This is a genomic window from Streptosporangium sp. NPDC006930, from assembly GCF_040635605.1.
In the GTDB taxonomy this organism is placed as follows: domain Bacteria; phylum Actinomycetota; class Actinomycetes; order Streptosporangiales; family Streptosporangiaceae; genus Streptosporangium.
The window spans coordinates 115,993-135,679 of the sequence record NZ_JBEYID010000003.1; the positions used below are offsets into that span (position 1 = coordinate 115,993).

At 64.4% G+C, this 19,687-nt stretch carries 15 protein-coding genes; all 15 read left to right on the forward strand.

The window, feature by feature from the left end:
* The first annotated feature begins 29 nt into the window (after positions 1 to 29).
* The 15 genes from ABZ664_RS06945 to ABZ664_RS07015 all read left to right on the forward strand — a co-directional run bounded on the left by ABZ664_RS06945 (position 30) and on the right by ABZ664_RS07015 (position 19,651).
* On the forward strand, positions 30 to 731 hold the full coding sequence (locus tag ABZ664_RS06945) for an HAD family hydrolase (RefSeq protein ID WP_362504179.1): 702 nt from the start codon (positions 30 to 32) through the stop codon (positions 729 to 731).
* Positions 728 to 2,470, forward strand: coding sequence for a hypothetical protein (locus tag ABZ664_RS06950; protein ID WP_362504182.1), 1,743 nt, complete (start codon positions 728 to 730; stop codon positions 2,468 to 2,470). The genes ABZ664_RS06945 and ABZ664_RS06950 overlap by 4 nt, the downstream gene beginning before the upstream one ends.
* Positions 2,471 to 2,540: 70 nt before the next feature.
* On the forward strand, positions 2,541 to 3,485 hold the full coding sequence (locus ABZ664_RS06955) for a thymidylate synthase (protein ID WP_362504185.1): 945 nt from the start codon (positions 2,541 to 2,543) through the stop codon (positions 3,483 to 3,485).
* A gap of 5 nt (positions 3,486 to 3,490) precedes the next feature.
* Positions 3,491 to 5,215 carry a carbamoyltransferase C-terminal domain-containing protein gene (locus tag ABZ664_RS06960; RefSeq protein WP_362504188.1) on the forward strand — a complete coding sequence of 575 codons (1,725 nt, stop codon included), beginning with the start codon at positions 3,491 to 3,493 and terminating at the stop codon, positions 5,213 to 5,215.
* The gene (locus ABZ664_RS06965) at positions 5,200 to 6,264 is read left to right on the forward strand and encodes a hypothetical protein (protein ID WP_362504191.1); all 1,065 of its coding nucleotides are present in this window, start codon (positions 5,200 to 5,202) and stop codon (positions 6,262 to 6,264) included. Before ABZ664_RS06960 ends, ABZ664_RS06965 begins: the two co-directional genes overlap by 16 nt.
* Positions 6,265 to 6,360: 96 nt before the next feature.
* The gene (locus ABZ664_RS06970; RefSeq protein WP_362504194.1) at positions 6,361 to 6,879 is read left to right on the forward strand and encodes a topology modulation protein; all 519 of its coding nucleotides are present in this window, start codon (positions 6,361 to 6,363) and stop codon (positions 6,877 to 6,879) included.
* Positions 6,880 to 6,913: 34 nt separating this feature from the next.
* A complete protein-coding gene (locus ABZ664_RS06975; RefSeq protein ID WP_362504197.1) occupies positions 6,914 to 7,756 on the forward strand; it encodes a class I SAM-dependent methyltransferase in 843 nt (280 codons plus the stop codon).
* A complete protein-coding gene (locus ABZ664_RS06980) occupies positions 7,753 to 8,523 on the forward strand; it encodes a phosphotransferase (RefSeq protein WP_362504200.1) in 771 nt (256 codons plus the stop codon). Before ABZ664_RS06975 ends, ABZ664_RS06980 begins: the two co-directional genes overlap by 4 nt.
* Positions 8,520 to 9,158 (forward strand): histidine phosphatase family protein, encoded by a 639-nt coding sequence (locus ABZ664_RS06985; protein ID WP_362504202.1) that lies wholly within the window; start codon positions 8,520 to 8,522, stop codon positions 9,156 to 9,158. Before ABZ664_RS06980 ends, ABZ664_RS06985 begins: the two co-directional genes overlap by 4 nt.
* On the forward strand, positions 9,155 to 9,994 hold the full coding sequence (locus tag ABZ664_RS06990) for an aminoglycoside phosphotransferase family protein (protein ID WP_362504205.1): 840 nt from the start codon (positions 9,155 to 9,157) through the stop codon (positions 9,992 to 9,994). The genes ABZ664_RS06985 and ABZ664_RS06990 overlap by 4 nt, the downstream gene beginning before the upstream one ends.
* A 31-nt stretch (positions 9,995 to 10,025) precedes the next feature.
* Positions 10,026 to 11,027: an NAD-dependent epimerase/dehydratase family protein gene (locus ABZ664_RS06995; protein ID WP_362504208.1), complete on the forward strand. Its 1,002-nt coding sequence runs from the start codon at positions 10,026 to 10,028 to the stop codon at positions 11,025 to 11,027.
* 33 nt (positions 11,028 to 11,060) lie between these two features.
* Positions 11,061 to 12,182, forward strand: coding sequence for an adenosylhomocysteinase (locus tag ABZ664_RS07000; RefSeq protein WP_362504211.1), 1,122 nt, complete (start codon positions 11,061 to 11,063; stop codon positions 12,180 to 12,182).
* Positions 12,183 to 12,370: 188 nt separating this feature from the next.
* Positions 12,371 to 13,117: a 3-deoxy-manno-octulosonate cytidylyltransferase gene (locus ABZ664_RS07005; RefSeq protein ID WP_362504214.1), complete on the forward strand. Its 747-nt coding sequence runs from the start codon at positions 12,371 to 12,373 to the stop codon at positions 13,115 to 13,117.
* A gap of 54 nt (positions 13,118 to 13,171) precedes the next feature.
* Positions 13,172 to 13,399 (forward strand): helix-turn-helix transcriptional regulator, encoded by a 228-nt coding sequence (locus ABZ664_RS07010; RefSeq protein ID WP_362505102.1) that lies wholly within the window; start codon positions 13,172 to 13,174, stop codon positions 13,397 to 13,399.
* Between the two features lie 216 nt (positions 13,400 to 13,615).
* Positions 13,616 to 19,651, forward strand: a complete 6,036-nt coding sequence (locus ABZ664_RS07015) for a DNRLRE domain-containing protein (RefSeq protein ID WP_362504217.1) — start codon at positions 13,616 to 13,618, stop codon at positions 19,649 to 19,651.
* Positions 19,652 to 19,687 lie beyond the last annotated feature (36 nt).

Here is a 19,687-nt window from a genome sequence, read left to right on the forward strand (position 1 = left end):
TGATCCGCTTCAGAAAGGAGAGCCGTGACATGAGCGCCCCGCCCGCTCGTTCCCACGATGAATCGCCCGCCGCCGAACCTCGCAGAGCGCTACTGCTCGATCTGGACGGCGTTCTGTTCGACACCCGTGTCGTGATGTGCAAGGCCTGGCAAGTCGTTCAGGAACGTCACGACGTGGATGTCCCTTTCGAGGAATACCTGCGCCACGTCGGTCGGCCCTTCCCCGACATCATGCGACAGCTCGGTCTGCGCGAGGTCGAGCTACTGCACGCCACCTACGACGAGGCCTCCATCAAGTGGGCCGACCTCGCCCCACCGTTTCCCGGGATCGAGGCGGCGTTGCATGCCTTCACCCGGGACGGTTGGTCGCTCGGGGTGGTGACCGCGAAGCCGCTCAACCGGGCGGCTCCGCTCCTGGAACGTCTGGACTGTTTGTTCGGTACGGTGCGTACTCCCGGTAGTGAACGCGGCAAGCCGGCCCCCGATGCTCTGTTGCTTGCTCTGGTCGAGCTCGGAGTGGACCCGGCGCAGGCTGTCTACGTCGGCGACATGGCGGTGGACCAGGAGGCCGCCCTACGCGCAGGCATGCGGTATGTCCATGCCGGGTGGGGATACGGAGCTCCCACCACACCATTTCCCGTGGTTGTGGAAACTCCCACTCGCCTTGTTCAGATCGGACGAAACCTGCGAGCTCCTGCGGCATCATCGGCTCCTCCGTGGAGCGTCAGATGACCACGGCCGACGATTTCGCGCTGATCCTCACAAGACAGCCGTCAATCACGCCGAGCTGGAGCTTGGTGTGCGCCGCCAGCCTGACTTCTTCGATGAAACCACACATTCACATGGAGGAACTCGACGCGCATCAGGCCGATCCCGGCGAGATCAAGCGGTATGTCGAGCATGTGATGAGCGCGCTCGGGTCGCCTGCGCTGGACCTCGCCACGACCCCGGGCGGCGCTTCGTGGTTGCACGTTCACCAGGTGCCGGTGCGGCGGCTGGTCTCTCAGATAGTACGCAAACTGCTCGTCCTGTCGGCCTGGCCGCCGTTCGCGACCGCTTCCGGTCCCATCACGGTTACTCCCGGACAGCGGCTCATCGGCGAACGCGACAGCAGTTCACAGGAGTACCGCTCCTACACGATCACCTGGCCGGGAATCGCCTATCTCCTCGGTGCGGAGATCCCTGCCGCGTTGACACCGTCGTCACACTGCTCGTGCACCGGCGTAGAGATCCAGGACGTTCCCATCACCTCCCAGACGGCGGCGGTGGTCGCCCTGTCGTGGTCATCGCGCCACGCCGGGACGCTACTGCCGGTCCTGTCGGAGATAAGCCGTCACAGACAGCGGAGCCTTCTCCTGGATCTGGCCACCGATCCCGCACAACGGTGCCCGAAGGTCGAGGATCCGTTGATCACGGTTCATCGAATTCCACGCACCCGTCTTCTCGCCCCCGGAGGGCTTTCCATAAATACGCGGCAATCGGATGACAGCCGATCCGTGCTGATCGGCGAGCATCTGGTCCTGCTCGATCGTCTGGCCGATCTTGCCGCCTCCCTACTGGAGCGCAGTGCGGGATGCACTCAGCCGTCCTGGCGCGCCACTGTGAACGCCGAAGCATGGCTGGACGACATCCTTGCCGCCACTCGGCCCGCGACGATGCTTCTCAGCAATGACACCAGCCCGCTCGGCGCACTCGCCGTACACGTCGCCGACCGTCTCGGTGTGCGGACCGTCTACGTGCAGCACGGAGCTTGGATTCCCGGATCGGTGGCCTGGCCCGCCCTGCACTGCCGTCACATCGTCGTCATGGGCGGGCGAGACGCCGACCTGGCCGCCGGATGGACACGGCGCGGTGACGCCGAGATCCACGTGCTGGGCCAGCCGCGATTCGACGCTCTCGCTTCAGCGGATCGCCCACGCCAACGCCGATACCTGGACAACCTGTTCACTTTAGAAGGCGGCAGACCGCCGAAACGGATCGCGGTCTGGGCTTGCCAGCCGTTCTCACGCAGCCGTCTGCGAGCGCAGGCGGAGATCCTTCTCAAAGGAATACGAGAAGCGGAGGGGGACTGGGGGCTGATCATCGCTCCCCACCCAGCGCAGGACCCCCACATGGTCAAGGCTCTTCATGGGCCGAGAGTGGCCTTCGCCGATCCAGAGATAGGGGCACGCGGTTGCCTGGCCGGCTCCGACGCCCTCGTGACGGTCTCATCCACATGTGGCATTGAAGCGATGCTGTTGGACGTGCCGGCGCTTGAGCTCCGCCTGCCCGGCGAACAGACCCTCGGTCTGGCCGAACATCAGGTGGCCCGTGCCTGCGTAGACGCGGCCGGTGTGGTCAGAGCCCTCTCTCACCTGGCCGCCTCCCCTTATCGAAGGTCTGTCCCAGGTAGGGCGAAGGACGCCGTGTGCCGCTGGGACGGCGCGACCGCTGCTGCCGTCGCAAAGCTCGCCCTCAGCCCGTCGAGCTGAGCACGTGCTCCTGACAACGACGCCTCGCTCCAGCTGCTCAGCTGATCGCGAGCCAGAAAGGAAAATTCTGATGATGACCTTGACGGCCGACAGCGTCGCCGGGTTGTTCGGCGGGGCAGTGGCTCTGACCATGAACGGCGGGCAGACCGTCAGCCCTCGCGGCATGGCCACCAGGGAGGTTCTGGATGTGAACTTCCGGCTGACTCGGCCACGGGCGAGGCTATTGTTCGCTCCACCGGTCCGCATCCTCAACCCGGCCTTCGCTATCGCCGAGACCGTGTGGATTCTGTCAGGCTCCGACGCCCCATGGATCTTCGACTTCAACGGGCGGCTCCGTCAGTTCGCCGATGAGGGAGTTCTGCGTGGCGCCTACGGCCCGCGGATGCGCCGATGGGGTGGCCAGATCGACCAACTGGCACGGGTCATCGAAATCCTGAGGGCAGATCCAGAGTCCCGCCGTGCGGTGGTCCAGCTCTATGACCCCACCCAAGATGCCGTCGGGCACCGGGACGTCCCATGCACTCTCGGCTTCCGCTTCCATCTGCGGAAGGGACGGCTACACATGTCCACCAGCATGCGCGGTCAGGACGTGTGGGTGGGTCTGCCATACGACCTGTTCTTCACCACCATCCTGCATGAGCTGATGGCCGGATGGCTGGGGGCCGAACTCGGCGACTACCACCACCACGTCGACTCCCTGCACATCTACGAACGCGACATCGATCAAGCCGCCGCGCTGAGGACGATTCCCGAGGCGCCGGAACTACCCGCGCTGGCCACGCCATGGCACGGCTTCGACGCGCTTTTGACGCGGACTCAGACGGGAGAGCTGACCGGCCATCCCGGCTGGGACACAGCAGCCGAAGTGCTCCACAGCTACAGGATGTGGAAAAGCGGTGACCGTCTCGGAGCGCAGCATCTCGCGGACCAGACACGTGGGCCACTGGGAGAGGCATTGCGCGCTTGGTACGAGGAACTGCGGTCGCGCGCGACGATAACGGAAGGGGGCAGGTGAGCCCGGTGACGACATCACCCCTTTCGGTCGTGCTGGGCTTGTGCTCCTACACCCACGACTCGGCCGCAGCGCTGCTGGTGAGCGGCGAGCTGATCGGGTTCGTCGAGGAAGAACGCCTGTCGCAGATCAAGCACACGAGGGACTACCCACACCATGCCGTCCGGTGGCTGTTGCGGGAAGCCGGCATCACCGCCGCCGACGTGGACGCAGTCGCCTACAACTTTCATGCCCCTCACTATTTGGCCACCGTTCCTGACACGGCCCGTCTGCTGCGCTCGGCTGAAACACGGGAACGGGCGCTGCCTCGGGCGGCCGGGTTCGCCAAGGTCGCCTTGCGTACGACCCGCCGTACCCATGACCTGGGCCGGATGTTTCCCGGTGCGCGCGTACGGCCGGTCCTCCACCACAGGACCCATCAGATGTATGCCTTCGCCGCATCCGGTTGGGATTCTGCCGCCGTGCTCGTCGTGGACAGCCTTGGCGAGACACAGACCACCACGATCACCACCGCTCACCAGCGCGTTCCCGGCCGACCTGAGCTTCGTACGCTGCACGCCCTGCACGATCCAGCCTCGCTCGGCTACGCCTATGGCGCCGTGACCGAACACCTGGGCTGGCGGCGCGGAGACGAGGAGGGCACCGTGATGGCGCTGGCCGCTCTCGGCGACCCGGCACGCTTCCGCGACCTGTTCATCCGGGCTATCCGCCTCACCTCGGATGGCTTCACCCTGGATCCGGCTCTTTTCCCGATCCGGGTCCTGTCCTCCGGCTACCCGCGGCTGTCGCCTCGCTTCGTCGCCGAGACCTGCCCGCCCCGCGACTCGTACGCCCCCGTCGAACAGGTTCACCGTGATCTGGCCGCCGCCCTGCAAGAGCGCACCGACGTGGTCATGGTGCACCTGGCCCGTCGTGCTCAGGCTTTGACCAGGTCACGCCGTCTGTGCGTCGGTGGAGGAGTGGCGACCAACTGCGTCGGCATCGGCCGGATTATCGATGCTGGAATCTTCGAGGAGGTTTTCGTCCCTCCGGCTCCCGGAGACGCGGGAACCGCCATTGGTGCGGCAGCGGCCATTCATCTTGACGCGGGTGAACGGCCGTTGTCCGGCATCGCCGGAGCCTGTTACCTGGGTCCGTCCTTCCCCGATCCGGAACTCGACCTGTCGCCATGGCCCACTCTCACGCTGAAACACGTGTCGGGTGACCTTGCCGAACACCTGGCTGAGCAGCTCGTAAGCGGACGTATTGTCGGGCTCTTCCAGGGGCGGATCGAGGCCGGTCCTCGGGCGCTGGGCAACCGCTCCATTCTCGCCTCCCCGTTGAACGAAGGTGTGGTCGAGCGGTTGAACGCCACGGTGAAGTTCCGTGAGCCATTCCGGCCATTCGCCCCGATGGTCCTGGCAGATTATGCCGCCGATTACTTCACCCTCGGGCAGGACGCCCCATTCATGTCCATGGCTTCCGGCGTCACCGATCTCGCCCGTGCTCGGATCCCGGCGATCATCCATGCCAACGGGACCGCACGCCTCCAGACCGTCACCAAGGACCAGAACCCATTCATGTACGCCGTACTGGAGGCGTTCGCCCGCCGGACCGGTGTTCCCGTCCTGATCAATACCTCCCTCAACATCAAGGGCAAGCCGATCTGCGGAACGCCGCGGATGGCGTTGGAGTGTCTGGCCGTCTCCGGGCTGGACGCGCTGCTCCTGGAAGGCAAGTGGGTGACGAAGTGATCATCGGTTACAGCTTTTGGGGTTTTCTTGGACCCGGGATCACCGACACTCCCGATGGAGGACGCAGCCACCGCCGCCCCCTGGTCGACGCGTTGATCAAGCAGGGACATCAACTGGTCTTCCTCCAAGCCGACCGCGACCGGTTGGAGGCCGGTGACGACTTCGACGGTCGCTACACCTTCGCATGCGGACTTCCCGAGATCGACGTGCTGTTCCTGGAATGGCGCTGGAACATTCCAGGCCGCAACACCACTCCGTGTGGAACTCCTGGGCACACCTGCGACCTGCACCGGCAGCATGAGCTTCTGGATCACTACACCATCGCCTCGCGCATCCCGACGGTGATCTGGGACAAGGACCGGCAACTGCCTACCAGCAGCGCATGGCGTCATCGGCCCGGCGTGATCGTGTGTGAGGCCGCCCTCGCGCCCAGCACCGGAGCACGCAGCCTGCTGTTCCCCGTTGATGACGCACTGCTGGACGGCGTCGATTCGCATGCCCTCGCGGCTTCTCCCAGGCCGATCACCTTGGGTTATGTGGGCAACCAGTACGACCGCGATGAGGAGTTCGACACCTACCTCGCTCCCGCCGCCACACGGTTCCCGCACCAGGTCGCCGGAAAGTGGCCCGACACCAGCCGCTGGCCGCACGTCGCTTTTCTCGGGCGAATCCCTTTCCCTCAGGTGCACGAGTTTTACGGTGGCGCGCTGGCGACCGTGTTGCTCCTGCCTCAGCGATACGCACTGGCTGGTCAGGTGACCCAGCGCATTTTTGAGGCGGTCCTGGCCGGATGCCTGCCGCTTGCGCCTGCGGGCATCCGGCGCGTCGAGCGGTTCGTGCCTTCCTGGCTGATCGTCCGTGACGGAGCCACTGTGATCAACAAGCTGGTACATCTGCGTGCCATCGCGGGCAGCCGGGAGCATGTGAAGCTGATCGCCGGGTGTCTGCGCCACCTGGAGCTGTTCCGGCTCAGCGCTCAGGTCCGGACTATCGAAGCAGTGCTGGCCGATCTTGCAGAGGCGGTCCGTCCAGGAAGGGGACTCGGGTGATTCCTCCGTGTGCCCTGGGCGGCGGGCTCGTCGTACTTGAACGAGCCCGCGTCGATGTCCAGCCGCAAGCCACCGGTCTGACTATCGTGGAGCATCATGCAGATGCAGAGGGTCGCCATCGTCGGCTGCGGAGGCAGTGGCAAGTCCCATCTTGCCCGCGAGTTGGGCAAGATCGTGAATGCGCCGGTGACCCACCTGGACTCCGTCTACTACGACGACGGATGGAACCCATTACCGTCCGAGAAGTTCGAGGCGCTCCAGCGCGACTTGGTGCGCGGCGAGCGCTGGGTGATCGACGGCAACTACAATTCCACGCTCCAGGTCCGGCTGGAGCTCTGCGACACCGTCATCCTGATGGACATGCCCACCGTGGTGGCGCTGTGTGGAGTCTTCTCCCGACAGCTCAAGCACGGTCATGGCCAGGACAGGGACAGCGGGATCTACAACCGCATCCACTGGGGCGTGCTGCGCTATGTGGCTACCTACCGGCGCAAGATGCGGCCTCGCGTGTTGGCCAAGATCGAAGAGTACGGCGGGCACGCCGACGTGGTGCTGTTGACCAGCCGACGTCACACCCGCCGCTGGCTGGAGCAGGTAGTCGCTCACCAGACATAACACGTTTCGCCGCCTCCTTCAGGAGGTGGAGCCGGTGACGGCTTCCACCAACCCCTTTCTCGACGCGACAGTGCGAGAAGGGCTGTACCGGGACGCCTCCAGACTGTCCGCCCGTACCTCGGCCCTACACCGTGCCAAAACCAGAGGCCGTCCGGTCGCCGAGGTCATCGCCGACCTGGCGTCCGCACACCTGCTCGCCCCTCAGCCGTCATTGGTGATCGACATAGGATGCGGACGCGGGACCAGCAGCCGTGTCCTGACCGAGCGCCTGCGGCCGAGACGACTCATCGGTATCGACGCCTCAGCAGCGATGCTCGATGACGCCCGCGCCCGGCTCGGAGTCACAGGCGACGCGGCGTCCTTCGTCCAGGCGGACTTTCACCATCTGCCCGTACCATCCGGCACGTGCACAGTGGCCGTCGCCGCGTTCTGCCTCTACCACGCGTCCCGGCCGGAGGCAGTCATAACGGAGATCGCCCGGACCCTTGCTCCGGGCGGCATCGCCATTCTGGTCACCAAGTCCGCTGACAGTTACCGAGACCTGGATGTCCTTGTCGCCAACGCCGGGCTCGACCCGGACGCGCCGCATCGGGAAAGCCTGTACGCGGCGGCGCACAGCGCGAACCTGGCGGGCCTGACCGAACCGGTGCTGCCCATCGAGCACCTCGAACACGAAGAGCACGGTTTCACCTTCGCTGACCTGAGCCACGTCGCCGAATACCTCGCCACCAGCCCGAAGTATCACCTCCCGGCCGAGTTACACGGTGCCCCCGCCGCCATCGCCGTCGCGCTGCGCGCTCGCCTGTCGGACGCGCCGGTGAGCACCACCTCGATCGTCACCTATCTGCTCGCACGGAAACCGGGAGGTGCGCGATGAACACCCCAGTCTTCACCAAGGTCTACCGAACCACGGAGAGTCGCGCGCGGGCCGTACGGCACCACGCATGGCTGGCCGAGCACGCCAGTCCGCTCCGGCAGCCCCGCATCGAAGCGGTCGGAGCAACGTCCATCGACTTCACCTACGTCGATGGGCGCCCCCCGGGCGTGCGGGACCTGCCGATGCTTGCCGCTCTCTTGGGTGACGCGCACGGAGCCGCCTGGGTGAGCGACCTGCACCGGGCACGCCTGGACATTCCCCATCCGCTGCACGCAGGTCACACGATGGCCGATTTCCTTGCTCCCCGCCTTGCCGCGTTCGACGCTCGGCGTCGTACTCATCACCTGACTGATGACGAAGACCTGGCCGCCGCGAAAAGGCTCCTGCATGCCGTCGCCATCGGACCCGTGACGTTCTACAAGGACACCAACCCGCGCAACATCCTTATTACCGAGCAGCGCATTCCGATCATCATTGATGTCGACGATCTCACCCTCGCCCCGTTCGGCTACGACCTCGCCAAGCTCATCGTCACCCTGGCCATGACGTACGGCCCGCTCTCGCTGACTGTCATTCAGAACGCGCTTGCCGTCTACAACCGGGCAGCTGCGGGCCATGACGCCTGCCTGGGAGGCACCAGCATGTCGCTACTGCTCGGCCACGCCGAGCTGCACCGCATCCTCACCGCCCCCTACCTGGGACGCGGCGGCTACCGGTATCTCTGGTCGCAGATGTGCCCCGTCATCCAGCCGGAAGGACACGAATGATCACTACAGAGCTCTTGTTCACCCGGCACGGGCAGGCTCGGTGCAACGTTGACGGCCTGGTCGGTGGCCCGCGCACCTGCACCGGCCTCACCGAACCGGGACGGCGCCAAGCGACCCTGACCGCGCGGCGAATCGCCACCGAGCACGCGGAAGTGCCCTTCACCACGATCTATGCCGGAACTCGGTTGCGCCTCCAGCAGACCGGAGAGATATACGCCGCAGTTCTGGGCTTGCCACTGACCATCGAGCCAGGTCTTGATGGGCCGATCCACGGAGACGCCGATGGCCGACCCTGGCACGAGGTAAAGACCGCCTTCGGCGGAGGCCCTCACGCTCATCCCAGCCGGCCTTGGGCTATCGGATCCGACACGTGGAATGGTTACCTGCGGCGGGCCGGAGTATCCCTGACCAGTTTGATCGAGCGTCACGACGGTGAGCGCGTCCTGTTCGCCGCTCATGGTGAGACCGTGCTTGCCGCGCACACTCTCCTGCTTGGCCTCCCCCCTGGGACCGAAGCAGGATTCACCGTCGATCATGGCTCTCTGAACCGCTGGCAACTTCATCTAAACCGGCTGGGGCAACGCCGCTGGATGCTTGACCGTCACAACGACACCGCACACCTGGCGGCGCTGTGATCGCTGTCGAGGACCCGCGTCTCGTCTTCGCCCGACAGACCCTCGGTCCGGTCAGTGCTGTCTCCATGCCTGGGCTGCCTCCGCATCTGCTGGCACTCGTTGACGTTCATGACATCCACTATGTCGTCAAGCGGCATACCGACTCAGGACGCTTCAGGCAGGAGACGCACGCCTACATCACCGTGGGTCCTCACCTGCGTGACCGTGCCCCGCGAATGGTTGCGACGGACCCGGGCACTCGCTCACTTCTGCTGACCTTCCTTCCAGGGCTGGGCGCCGCCGACCTCCCACCTGGCACATCAGCAGAGCGGGACGTTCATCGCTCCGCAGGGGCCACCCTCCGAGCCCTTCACCAGGTCGTGCCGGGTAACCCCGGGGACGGCATCTCCGCCTTTCTGGCTGAACGGATCCGTTTGTGGGTCGGACGTGCGCGTGTCGCGGGCCTGATCAGCGCGCCCGAGCGGCGCACACTGCTCGCCTGTGCCGACGCCTTGGCCGTCACGGCCATGGACAGTGCGATCTGCCATCTGGACTACCAGCCCAGGAACTGGCTCGTCGGTTCGGATGGGCGGGTACACGTGCTCGACTTCGAGCATGCGCGGCTCGATGCCCGCATCCGGGACTTCGCACGGCTGGAACACCGCCACTGGCGGTCGAACCCCCATCTGCGCCAGGCGTTCTTCGACGGCTATGGCCGGTCGTTGGATGAGCCCGAGCATGACCTCCTCACACGGTTCGGTGTCATCGAGGCGCTCACCGCGCTGGTTCGCGGATACCAGAGCGGTGATCTCCGGCTCGCCGCACATGGCCGTACCCTGCTCGACCAGCTCTTCTGACCGTGTCATCCATTAAGCAGGAGACCTTCTTATGCCCGAAGCCTCATCGCTTTTCTCTGGCGTGCGCCTGCGAACACCGCGCCGAGCCGTCGTCACCGGCACCGCCGGTTTCATTGGCTCCCATCTGGCGCTCGCTCTGCTTCAGCACGGTGTGACCGTGATCGGAGTGGATCGCCGCGGTGCCGGAGCCGACCATGCCGCCGCCGCGAACCTGGCTGCCATGCATGACCACTCCGGGTTCATTTCCATCACCGCAGACCTGCTCACCTGCGCCATTGAACCCCTCCTGCTCGACGCGGACGCGGTGTTCCACCTCGCCGGCATCCCCGGCGTCCGACCTTCCTGGGGTCCGCAGTTCGGCGACTACGTCGCCTGTAACATCCTCGCCACCCAAAGGATCATGGAAGCCGCCACTCGGCTCCGTATCCCGCGGCTTGTCGTCGCCTCTTCTTCCAGCGTCTACGGGGCCACCAACGGTACTCCGAGTAAAGAGAGCGACCACCCACGGCCCGCCTCACCGTACGCGGTCACCAAACTCGCCGAGGAACAACTCTGCCTCGCACATGCCGCTCGTCCGGACTGCGCTACCAGTGTCGTGGCGTTGCGCTACTTCACCGTCTTCGGCCCGCGCCAGCGCGAGGACATGTTCATGCACCGCGTTCTCACCGCTGCTCTGAACGGAAAGGCTGTCCAGCTCTTTGGCAACGGCAGCCAGCGTCGTGACTTCACCTACATCACCGACATCGTCGCCGCTACCGTCGCCGCTGCAACGGCCCCTGCCGACAACAGCGTGATCAATATTGGTGGGGGTGTCACCACCTCTTTGAACGAGGTTATCGACCTCGCTCGCCGACTTACCGGGAAACCAGTGCAGGTCGAGACGGCCAGCACCCGTAACGGCGATGTCCCCGCCACCCATGCCGATCCCCGCAGCGCACGACGCCTGCTGAACTGGTGCCCCCGCGTTGACCTGGCCACGGGAATGGCTGCGCAACTGGACTGGCTCGCCTCCTCTCAGCACGTCGCCGTCTGAGTACACGTCACCCGCCTACCAGGGGAATTCCTTGTGGAGAGCTTCGAGAAAGCCCGGCTGGACGCCTTCTTCCGGCGCATTGCCGAGCACTTCCCCGACGCTGAGTCGGCCTCCTCCGTGATCATCACGCACTTGCTCGCTGAACGCCCGGCCTTCCTCCACGCCATGGCCCGTCTGACCCGCGTCGCGGCGGTGCTGCCCAAACCCAAGTCGATCTTCGAGTCGGCTGCGGCGGAAGCCCGCAAGCACTTCACGCTCGACTCGCTCAGCCGGGCCCGGTTCGCTGACCCCGCAGCCGCGCTGAACTATCTGGAGGAGGCTTCCGCCGGTCAGGACCTGCTGCTTCTCGACATTGGCGGCTACTTCGCCGCTGGCCTGGAGGTGATCTGTGCGCAGTTCTCCGGCCGGATCCGGGGTGTCATCGAAGACACGGAAAACGGTCTGCAGCGCTACCTCGCGCTCGACAAACTGCCTTGCCCCATTTACTCGGTGGCCCGCTCCCCTCTCAAGGAACCTGAAGACCATCTGGTCGGCCATTCGATCGTCTTCTCCACCGAAGCCCTGATTCGCTCGCGTGGTGACATCCTCGGCAGCCTCGACGCCTGCGTCATCGGGTACGGCAAGCTGGGCAACTCCATCGCCCGGACGCTCCACGCCAAGAACGTCCGGGTCGTCGTTTACGACGACGACCCGGTCAAACGGGTCCAGGCCCGTTCCCACGGTTTCCGCGTCTCGAACACCCGCGGCGAGGCCGTCCGCGGTTGCGGACTCGTCGTGTGCGCCACGGGAAACCTCGCTCTGAAGCATGAGGATTTCGCCGTGCTTACGAACGGCGCCTACATCGCCTCGGTCACTTCCTCTGAGGACGAACTCGAACTGACCGCCCTCGCATCTCTCTACCGCCGTGCCGAGGTCGGTCCCCATCTCACCCGCTACTCCACTACCGGCCACTACTTCTACGTCCTGGCCGACGGTAACGCCGTCAACTTCCTGCACGGTGCGACGGTCGGTCCTTATATCCACCTCGTGCAGGCCGAGATCCTCGCTATCACCGCTCTTCTGACCAGCGAGGACCATGCCCCGGGCCTGCATGAACTCTCCCTGGATGCACGCCAGATCATCGCCGAGATCTGGCTTAGCTATTTCAAAGGGTGACCCAGATGTCCGTCAGTCACGACCATATCCGCGCCATTCTCGATGCCTAGCCTCGACATCACCCTGCATCCCGAGGAGATCGGTGGTTATTGCTGGTTGAAGCCCGCCGATTGCTCCTCACCCGGTGTCGCGGTGAAGCTCGCGACCCTCCTGTCCTCGTAGACCTTCTCTATCCAGGAGCCATCCCCATGCACTCATCAGGAGGCGTCACCCCACGCCATGTCGCCGTGATTCCTTGCCGATACGGTTCGACCCGGTTCCCTGGAAAACCTCTCGCACTTCTGGGCGACAAGCCCTTGATGTGGCATGTCTACCAACGTTGCCAGCAGGCCAAGCGCATCGCGGAAACCTTCATCGCCACCGACGACGCACGCATTCAAGAGTCCTGCCGCCGGCTCGGCATGGCCTGTCTGCTGACTCGAGACCATCCCACCGGCACCGATCGAGTCGCCGAATGTCTTCGCTACCTGAAGGCGGACGGCTACCTCAACGTCCAGGGCGATGAGCCGTTCGTCTCTCCGGCGGCGATCGACGCGGTTTCCACTGCCCTGGCGCTGTCGGGTCCGTCGGCCATCGCCGTCAATGCTTGTGCCCCTCTGCGGGAAGTAGCCTCGGTCCTGGACCACAACGTGGTCAAAGTCGTCACTCGTGCCGACGGCGCCGCCCTGATGTTCTCCCGGCAGCCCATCCCGTATCCCCGCGACTCCCGCCCCGCCTACGTTCGGCAACTGGGCCTGTACGGATTCACCCCCACAGCTCTCGAGGCATTCCGTGCACTGCCCCAAGGCGTGCTCGAACAGGCCGAAGGCGTCGAGATGCTCCGCTTTCTCGAGCACTCCATGGAGGTCAGGGTTCTTCTGGTGGAAGACGCCAGTATGTCCGTGGATACGCCAGAAGATCTCAGGCGTGCACACCTCATTCTGGATAGGGAGTAATGGTTGACGAGGGCGAGCGGAGCCGAGCCGGGTGCGGTCGAGGCATATGAAGCCATGCGTCTCGCCTACGAACTGGGCAGAACGGTTCGGGCGATGCGCGAGGGGCGAGGCTGGAGCCAGAACGACCTGGCTCGCGCGGCGGGCATGACCCAGTCGGCCACGAAATGTGGGCCAGATCCTCATTGGAACCGTCATGGCCAGATGCGCCTGCTCTGCAGCAGACGTACCTTGCTGCCTCCGACGACGCTCACGGACGATGCACCGCCAGCCTCCGGTTGGTGACCAAGGCGCAAATCCCCTGCTCACTCCGCAGATTCGGCGGTCACGGAATCCGTCTTTCCTGTTACTGAAAAGGATCTTTACATATGGTTGCGAAGCGTGTGATGATCACTCTGTTTTGGCGCATATGTTCGAAAGGATCGAGTGCACCCATCACAAACAGCGTCTGGCTTATCTGGCCGGACGCGCCGTCGCGCTGCCCTGATCGTGGCCCTGACCATGCCGCTCTCGCTGATGAGCGCGCCCGCGATCGCCCAGGACCCCACGCCACCCCCCACGACCACTCCCGCCCCCAAGACGCCGCCGAGCGCTCCCGCCACGCCCACCGGCAAAGCGTTGGCACAGGCCAAGAAGGACAACCGGCGCATCGAGATCGAGTCACTGCGTTCGGAGACCGCCACCTACTACGCCAACCCCGATGGCAAGACCCTGCGGATGGAGCAGTACCTGGAGCCCATCCGGGTCAAGAATGCAGGCGGCGGCTTCACCCCGATCGACACCACCCTCGTCGAGGCAGACGGAGTCATCAAGCCCAAGGCGGCCAAAGGCGACCTGACGCTGTCCGCCGGCGGCAACACCGAAGCGATCAAGAGCAAGAGCGGCGGCCTCGCCGCCCGGATCGATGCTCCGCGCACGTTGCCCAAGCCCATGCTCAACGGCAGCGCCGCCACCTACTCCTCCGTCTACGGCAAGAGTGTCGACCTGGTCGTCACCGCCACCGCGACCGGGTTCCGCCAGCAGATCGTCATCCGGGAACGCCCTGCCGGACCGGTGACCTTCCGTGTCCCGGTGGATCTGCCCAAGGGCATCGCCTTCGGCAGGAACGCCAAGGGGAAGCCGACGCTGAAGAGCGACAACGGCAAGCACAGCCTCGACATCCGGCCCGCGGCGCTGCTGGACGCGGTCGCGGCCGATGCGAACGCCGACCTCGGCGCCGTCCGGATCGGCAGGGCACAGGTGAGCCTGGACGGCTCGGCGCTGGTGTACAGTCCCGACCCGGCCTTCCTCGCCGACCCGGCAACGACGTTCCCGGTGACGATGGCCGCCGTCGACGACGACTGGTACGAGTGCACCCTCGGCACACCTTGTCCTCCCGGCGACCCGATGGACACGTACATCAACGACGTGGACCTCACCGACAGCTGGGACATGCATTACCGCGACCAGATGTGGGTCGGCAAGTCTTACTCCAGTAACATCGCCAAGCGCTGGCGCGCCTACATTCAGTTCCCGCTTCCTCAGCCGAGCGACCCGTTCTGGGGCTCCGAAATTCAGAACGCCGACCTGGAGCTGTGGAACTACCTGTCAAACGACTGCGGCCAGTTCGTCGGATCCGGCATCACCGCCCGACGGGTCACCTCCGACTGGGACCATCTGGACCTGCAGTGGAACAGCCAGCCGTCGGTCACCAACGTGGGCGCGGACACCGAGTACGGGGCCTACAGCCCCGACTGCTCCGGCTCGATGAACTACGAGCACGACCTCATCCACTCAGTCGACACCATCGTCCAGGACTGGGCGGACGGCGAGACGAACTACGGATTCCAACTTCGCGCCGGCGACGAATCCGAACTGCGCAACTGGCGCCGCTACCGAACCCGCGAGCAGACCAGCGGCTACCCCGCCCACGGCCCCAGACTCACGGTCGACTTTGAGCCTAAGCACCCCAGGGCCGTGCTGCTCTTGGCTCCTGGCGAGTCAACGCCAGTCACGCGGGAAGAACTAGAGGCATTCGCCGCCCAAGGGCGCCTACGAGCCACTGAACCGTCGCCTGAGCCGGTTACTGCCGCGGAAATGGAAGCGGCAATGGTGAACTCACCTGACGCTAGCACTATCTCGACAGATGACCTTCAATCGCCTCTTCTTGCACCTGTTGACGGGACTGTTGCCCGCTGGTCCTTTGCCGAAGGAACTGGCAATGTCGCTGCAGATTTGTCTGGCAATGATCACCAGGCGACCGTGAATGACAATGTTATCTGGACACCAGGGGTCACTAATTCAGCACTGTCGAACGTGAGCGTTGCTGGAACAGGTGAGAAGACTAGCGCTGGGCAGAGACTTGAACCAGCACGTCAAGCGGCAGCGCAGAGAGCTGTTGCCAAGGGCAAGCCCGTCGAGGTCGCTGAAACAACGACTGCGACCAGCATCACATACGCTCAACCTGACGGAAAGTCTTTTAAAACCGAGATCGCGGCCGGTCCGGTGCGGACCCGGCAGGGTGGCGTGTGGAGGCCGATCGACCCCTCGTTGGTCGAGCAGAGCGGGACGCTCAAACCTAAGGTGATCGACTCCGAAGTCGACATGGAGGTCTCCACCGGCGGCACAGGCGCGTTCGTGAAGATGACCACTAACGGGCGACGGTACGCGCTGACCTGGCCGACCACGCTCCCGAAACCGACGGTCAAGGACAACGTGGCCACCTACACCGATGCGGCTGGCAAGGGTGCCGATCTAGTGGTCACTGTGCTGCCGACCGGGTTCCGGCACGACGTGGTGCTGCGCGAGCGGCCCGCCAAGTCACTGGAACTGCGAATCGGGGTGGACACCGGCAGCCTGACCCTTACCGAGGGTAAGGGGGGACGCCTGCTGCTCACCGACACCAAAGCCGGTACGACCGGCACAGACAAGAGTAAGGACAACAAACTCGTTGCCTCGGCGCCGCAGCCGGTGATGTGGGACGCCTCCGCCGGGGCTCACCTGGCCCAGGGCCGTCTTCCGCGGGCCAGGCACGCGAAGATCGCCACTGAGGTGGTCACCACCGGCGGTCGCACGGAGCTGGTGCTCAAGCCCGATCACGCGTTCCTGTCCGACCCGGCCACGAGGTATCCGGTGCGGGTGGATCCGACGACCACGTTGCCGTTCAACCACGACGTGGAGGTCTCCTCCACCAACGACGCCGACTGGCCGGCCGACCCGACCAGCCCCGTCATGATGGCCGGTACCCAGACCGGCAACCTGAAGTACCGAGTCCACCTGCGCTTCGACACCGCCGGTCTAACCGGCGCCACGGTGAGCGACGCCAAGCTGTCGCTGCTGAACATCGCCGCCCAGGGGTGCGGGAGCACGGTCGGCGCGGGCATCCAAGTGCGCCGCCTGACCAGTGCGTGGGATGAGAACAACCTACACTGGGCCAACAAGCCGACTTCCACCACCGAGGACGCCCAGACCAACAGGGCGGGCTACGACTCGGCCTGCGCCGATCCCACCGCGCTGGAGTGGCCGGTCACCGCCATCGCCCAGGACTGGGCCGGCGGCGCGGCCAACCACGGCCTGGTGCTGCAGTCACCGACCGAGACCAACGTCAACAACTACCGAGTGTTTCCCGCCTCGGAGGAAACCTTCGAGTTCAACAGCCCGCCGACGCTGACCGTCACCACCACCGGCCCGGCCTCAGCCCCGACCATCGGCGCCCTGGCCATCACCCCCGCCCAGAACTCAGGTGGCACCACGACCGTCACCTCCCTCACCCCACAACTCGCCGCCACCGTCTCCGACACCATCGGCGGCACCCTGACCGGCCAATTCGAGATCGAACACGACCCGGCCGCCACCGGCCAGGGCACCGGCCAGATCTGGACCGCCACCTCGCCTGCGGTGGCCTCCGGCAGCCCGGCCACCGTCACCGTCCCAGCCGCCAAGCTGACCGACGGCTGGAAGGTCCGCTGGCGGGCCCGAGCGGCCAACACAGGCGCCGCCACCACCTCGGCCTGGTCGGCCTGGCAGACGGCGACCATGGACGTACCCAACCCGACGGTCGGCGCCTTCCAGGTCACCCCCTCACAGGTCGTGAACGGCGTCACCGTCACCACGAGCGTGACTCCCACCCTGCGCACCATGGTCAACGACCCGGCCGCACAGCCGCTGCGTGCCGAGGTCGAACTCGAGCACGACCCGACCGCCACCGGGCAGGGCACCGGCCAGATCTGGACCGGCAACACCGACAACGTCGCTTCCGGCACCCAGGCCGGCATCACCGTCCCCGGTGGGAAGCTGACCGACGGCTGGAAGGTGCGCTGGCGGGTCCGGGCGGTGAACACCGCTACCACAGTCGGTTCACCATGGTCGGACTGGCAGGCCCTGACCATCGATGTCCCCGACCCGGTCTCCGAACCGTCCGTGGGCGCCCTTCAAGTCATCCCGTCCCAGGAAGTGGGCGGCACCACCGTCACTCCCACCAGCACTCCGGCACTGTTGGTTCAGGTGAGCGACCCAGCCGGCAAGCCATTGCGGGCCGAGGCCGAGATCGAGCACGACCCGTCCGCACCCATCGGGCAGGGCAGCGGCCAGATTTGGACCGGTGGCGCCGACAACGTCCCGGCTGGCACCCAGGCGAGCATCGCCGTCCCAGCGGACAAACTGGCCGACGGGTGGCAGGTACGCTGGCGGGCCCGCGCGGTCTCATCCACCGCCACGTCCATCTGGTCGAGCTGGCAGTCCTTCACTATCAGCGTTCCCCAGCCTGGCGAGGAACCCTTGGCCCAGACCGCTGGGCCGGTGATCCGCACCGACCAGAGCTTTACGGTCGCTGCCTGGGTCAGATGGAACGACGCTAACGGCACTTACACCATTCTGGAGCAGAAGGGTACACATACTGCGCCATTCCGCCTGGGTAACGATCCCGAAAAGGGCTTGGTTTTCACCCTGGCCTCGTCTGACACAGCGAGCGCTTTACATGAAGGGGTAATGTCCGGCGTTAAGCCCGTCCCCAATGAATGGTTCCACCTCGCCGCCGTGTATGACCAGACGGCCAGCACAGTGAAGCTCTACCTGAACGGCAACACGATCGGGTTGCCGGAGGCGGAGGAGGGCGATGATGTGGACGTTATCGGAACCGTGCCGATCAGCTTCCCGTCGTGGAATTCCACCGGTCCGCTAACCCTCGGCACAAGCATGATTGGCACCTTAGACGAGGTATGGGTTTACAACCGGGTGCTGTCGGACTCGGAAATCAATGAACTGGTGGACGGCAGCCTTATTGGGGAAGAGCTTCCCGCTGGCAGCCAGAGCACATCGCGTTCAGCCATCAGAGCGGTGGCCAAGGAACCGATGAAGTACGATCGCATCACACCAGAGGAATGCTGGGAGGAGTTCGAAGAGAACAACAAAAATAAGGCATTTTGGGCGAAGAACCGCTTCAGCTCCTGCCAGACACACATTGTGAAATTCGTCTCCGATGGAGCCGATCAAGGTCGGTTCTATCTTATGCTCATCGCTAGCACCTTCAACGGCTCTGAGGGACAAGCAGCTGGGCAGACAAGTCGAGATATGTACTTCGACGTGTATGCGCGGGAGTTTACCTTTAGCGACTATGATTTCTTGGAGGGAGAATACACCGTCGGCCTCAGTCCTGCGCGAAATCAAACTGCCTGCCGGCATATCACTCATTGGGGAGGTAACCCGCAACACAATAATACAATGAAGACTGGTGAAGAGCTCCGAACAATTGCTCACCCGTCCGATGAAGATTACGAAAAGATAGCTACGTGGCGATTTCGTGCTGCTCCTGGAGACACGAACGGAACGGATCTCATCTCGAATTGCAATTTCTCGCCATGGATCAAAACTGAAGGGACATGGTCCGATCCCATTAAACCCGAATGGTCGAACGGGGCAACTCCTCAAGACTTCAAGCTCCGCTGCGACTCCGCAGCATATATCAACAAGCAGTTCATTGGCGGATGTGTAGCGCCAGTTTCTCCGTCCATTGAATGGAAGCTCGGAAGCGACTACGACATCGCCTATAAGCACGTGTGGAAGGCCTGTTACGACAAGGCAGACACCTATCCTAAGAAGCCGACTAAGGAAATTAAAGGCTGCTATAACTACTCCACAAATTCGATACCCAGCCCAGGTGATCGGCTCACCCGAAGCACCGACAAACAGGCCGAGACAACAAGAGGTAGAGCGGTAAGCCGCTGCAGGAGCCTCTGGAAAGAGTACGGCAAAGCGACGCCCATTCCGCAAGATTGTGACGAATTCCCGCCCGCGACCGCGCTGGAACGTACCTCTGACCGCGATAAGCATCGGCACTTATCTGTCTGCGCCATGGATGGGAGAGAAACAGGGCCCAACCAGAGGGCGGGAGCGTACCTCACTCGCTTCTACAGTCGGGAAAGAGTCTTGCGAGCGGGCGCAGATAGCTGGTTCAACCGCTTCTCTTCTCCTCAAATGCCCAACATAGAGACAATGGACCAACTTTGTTGGAAGCCCGCGGACCAAAATTCGCGATACGCCAAACCAGGAATGGTTCCGTAGCTTAATGGCGTTCCTTGCCGTCACCGAAACTTCGGC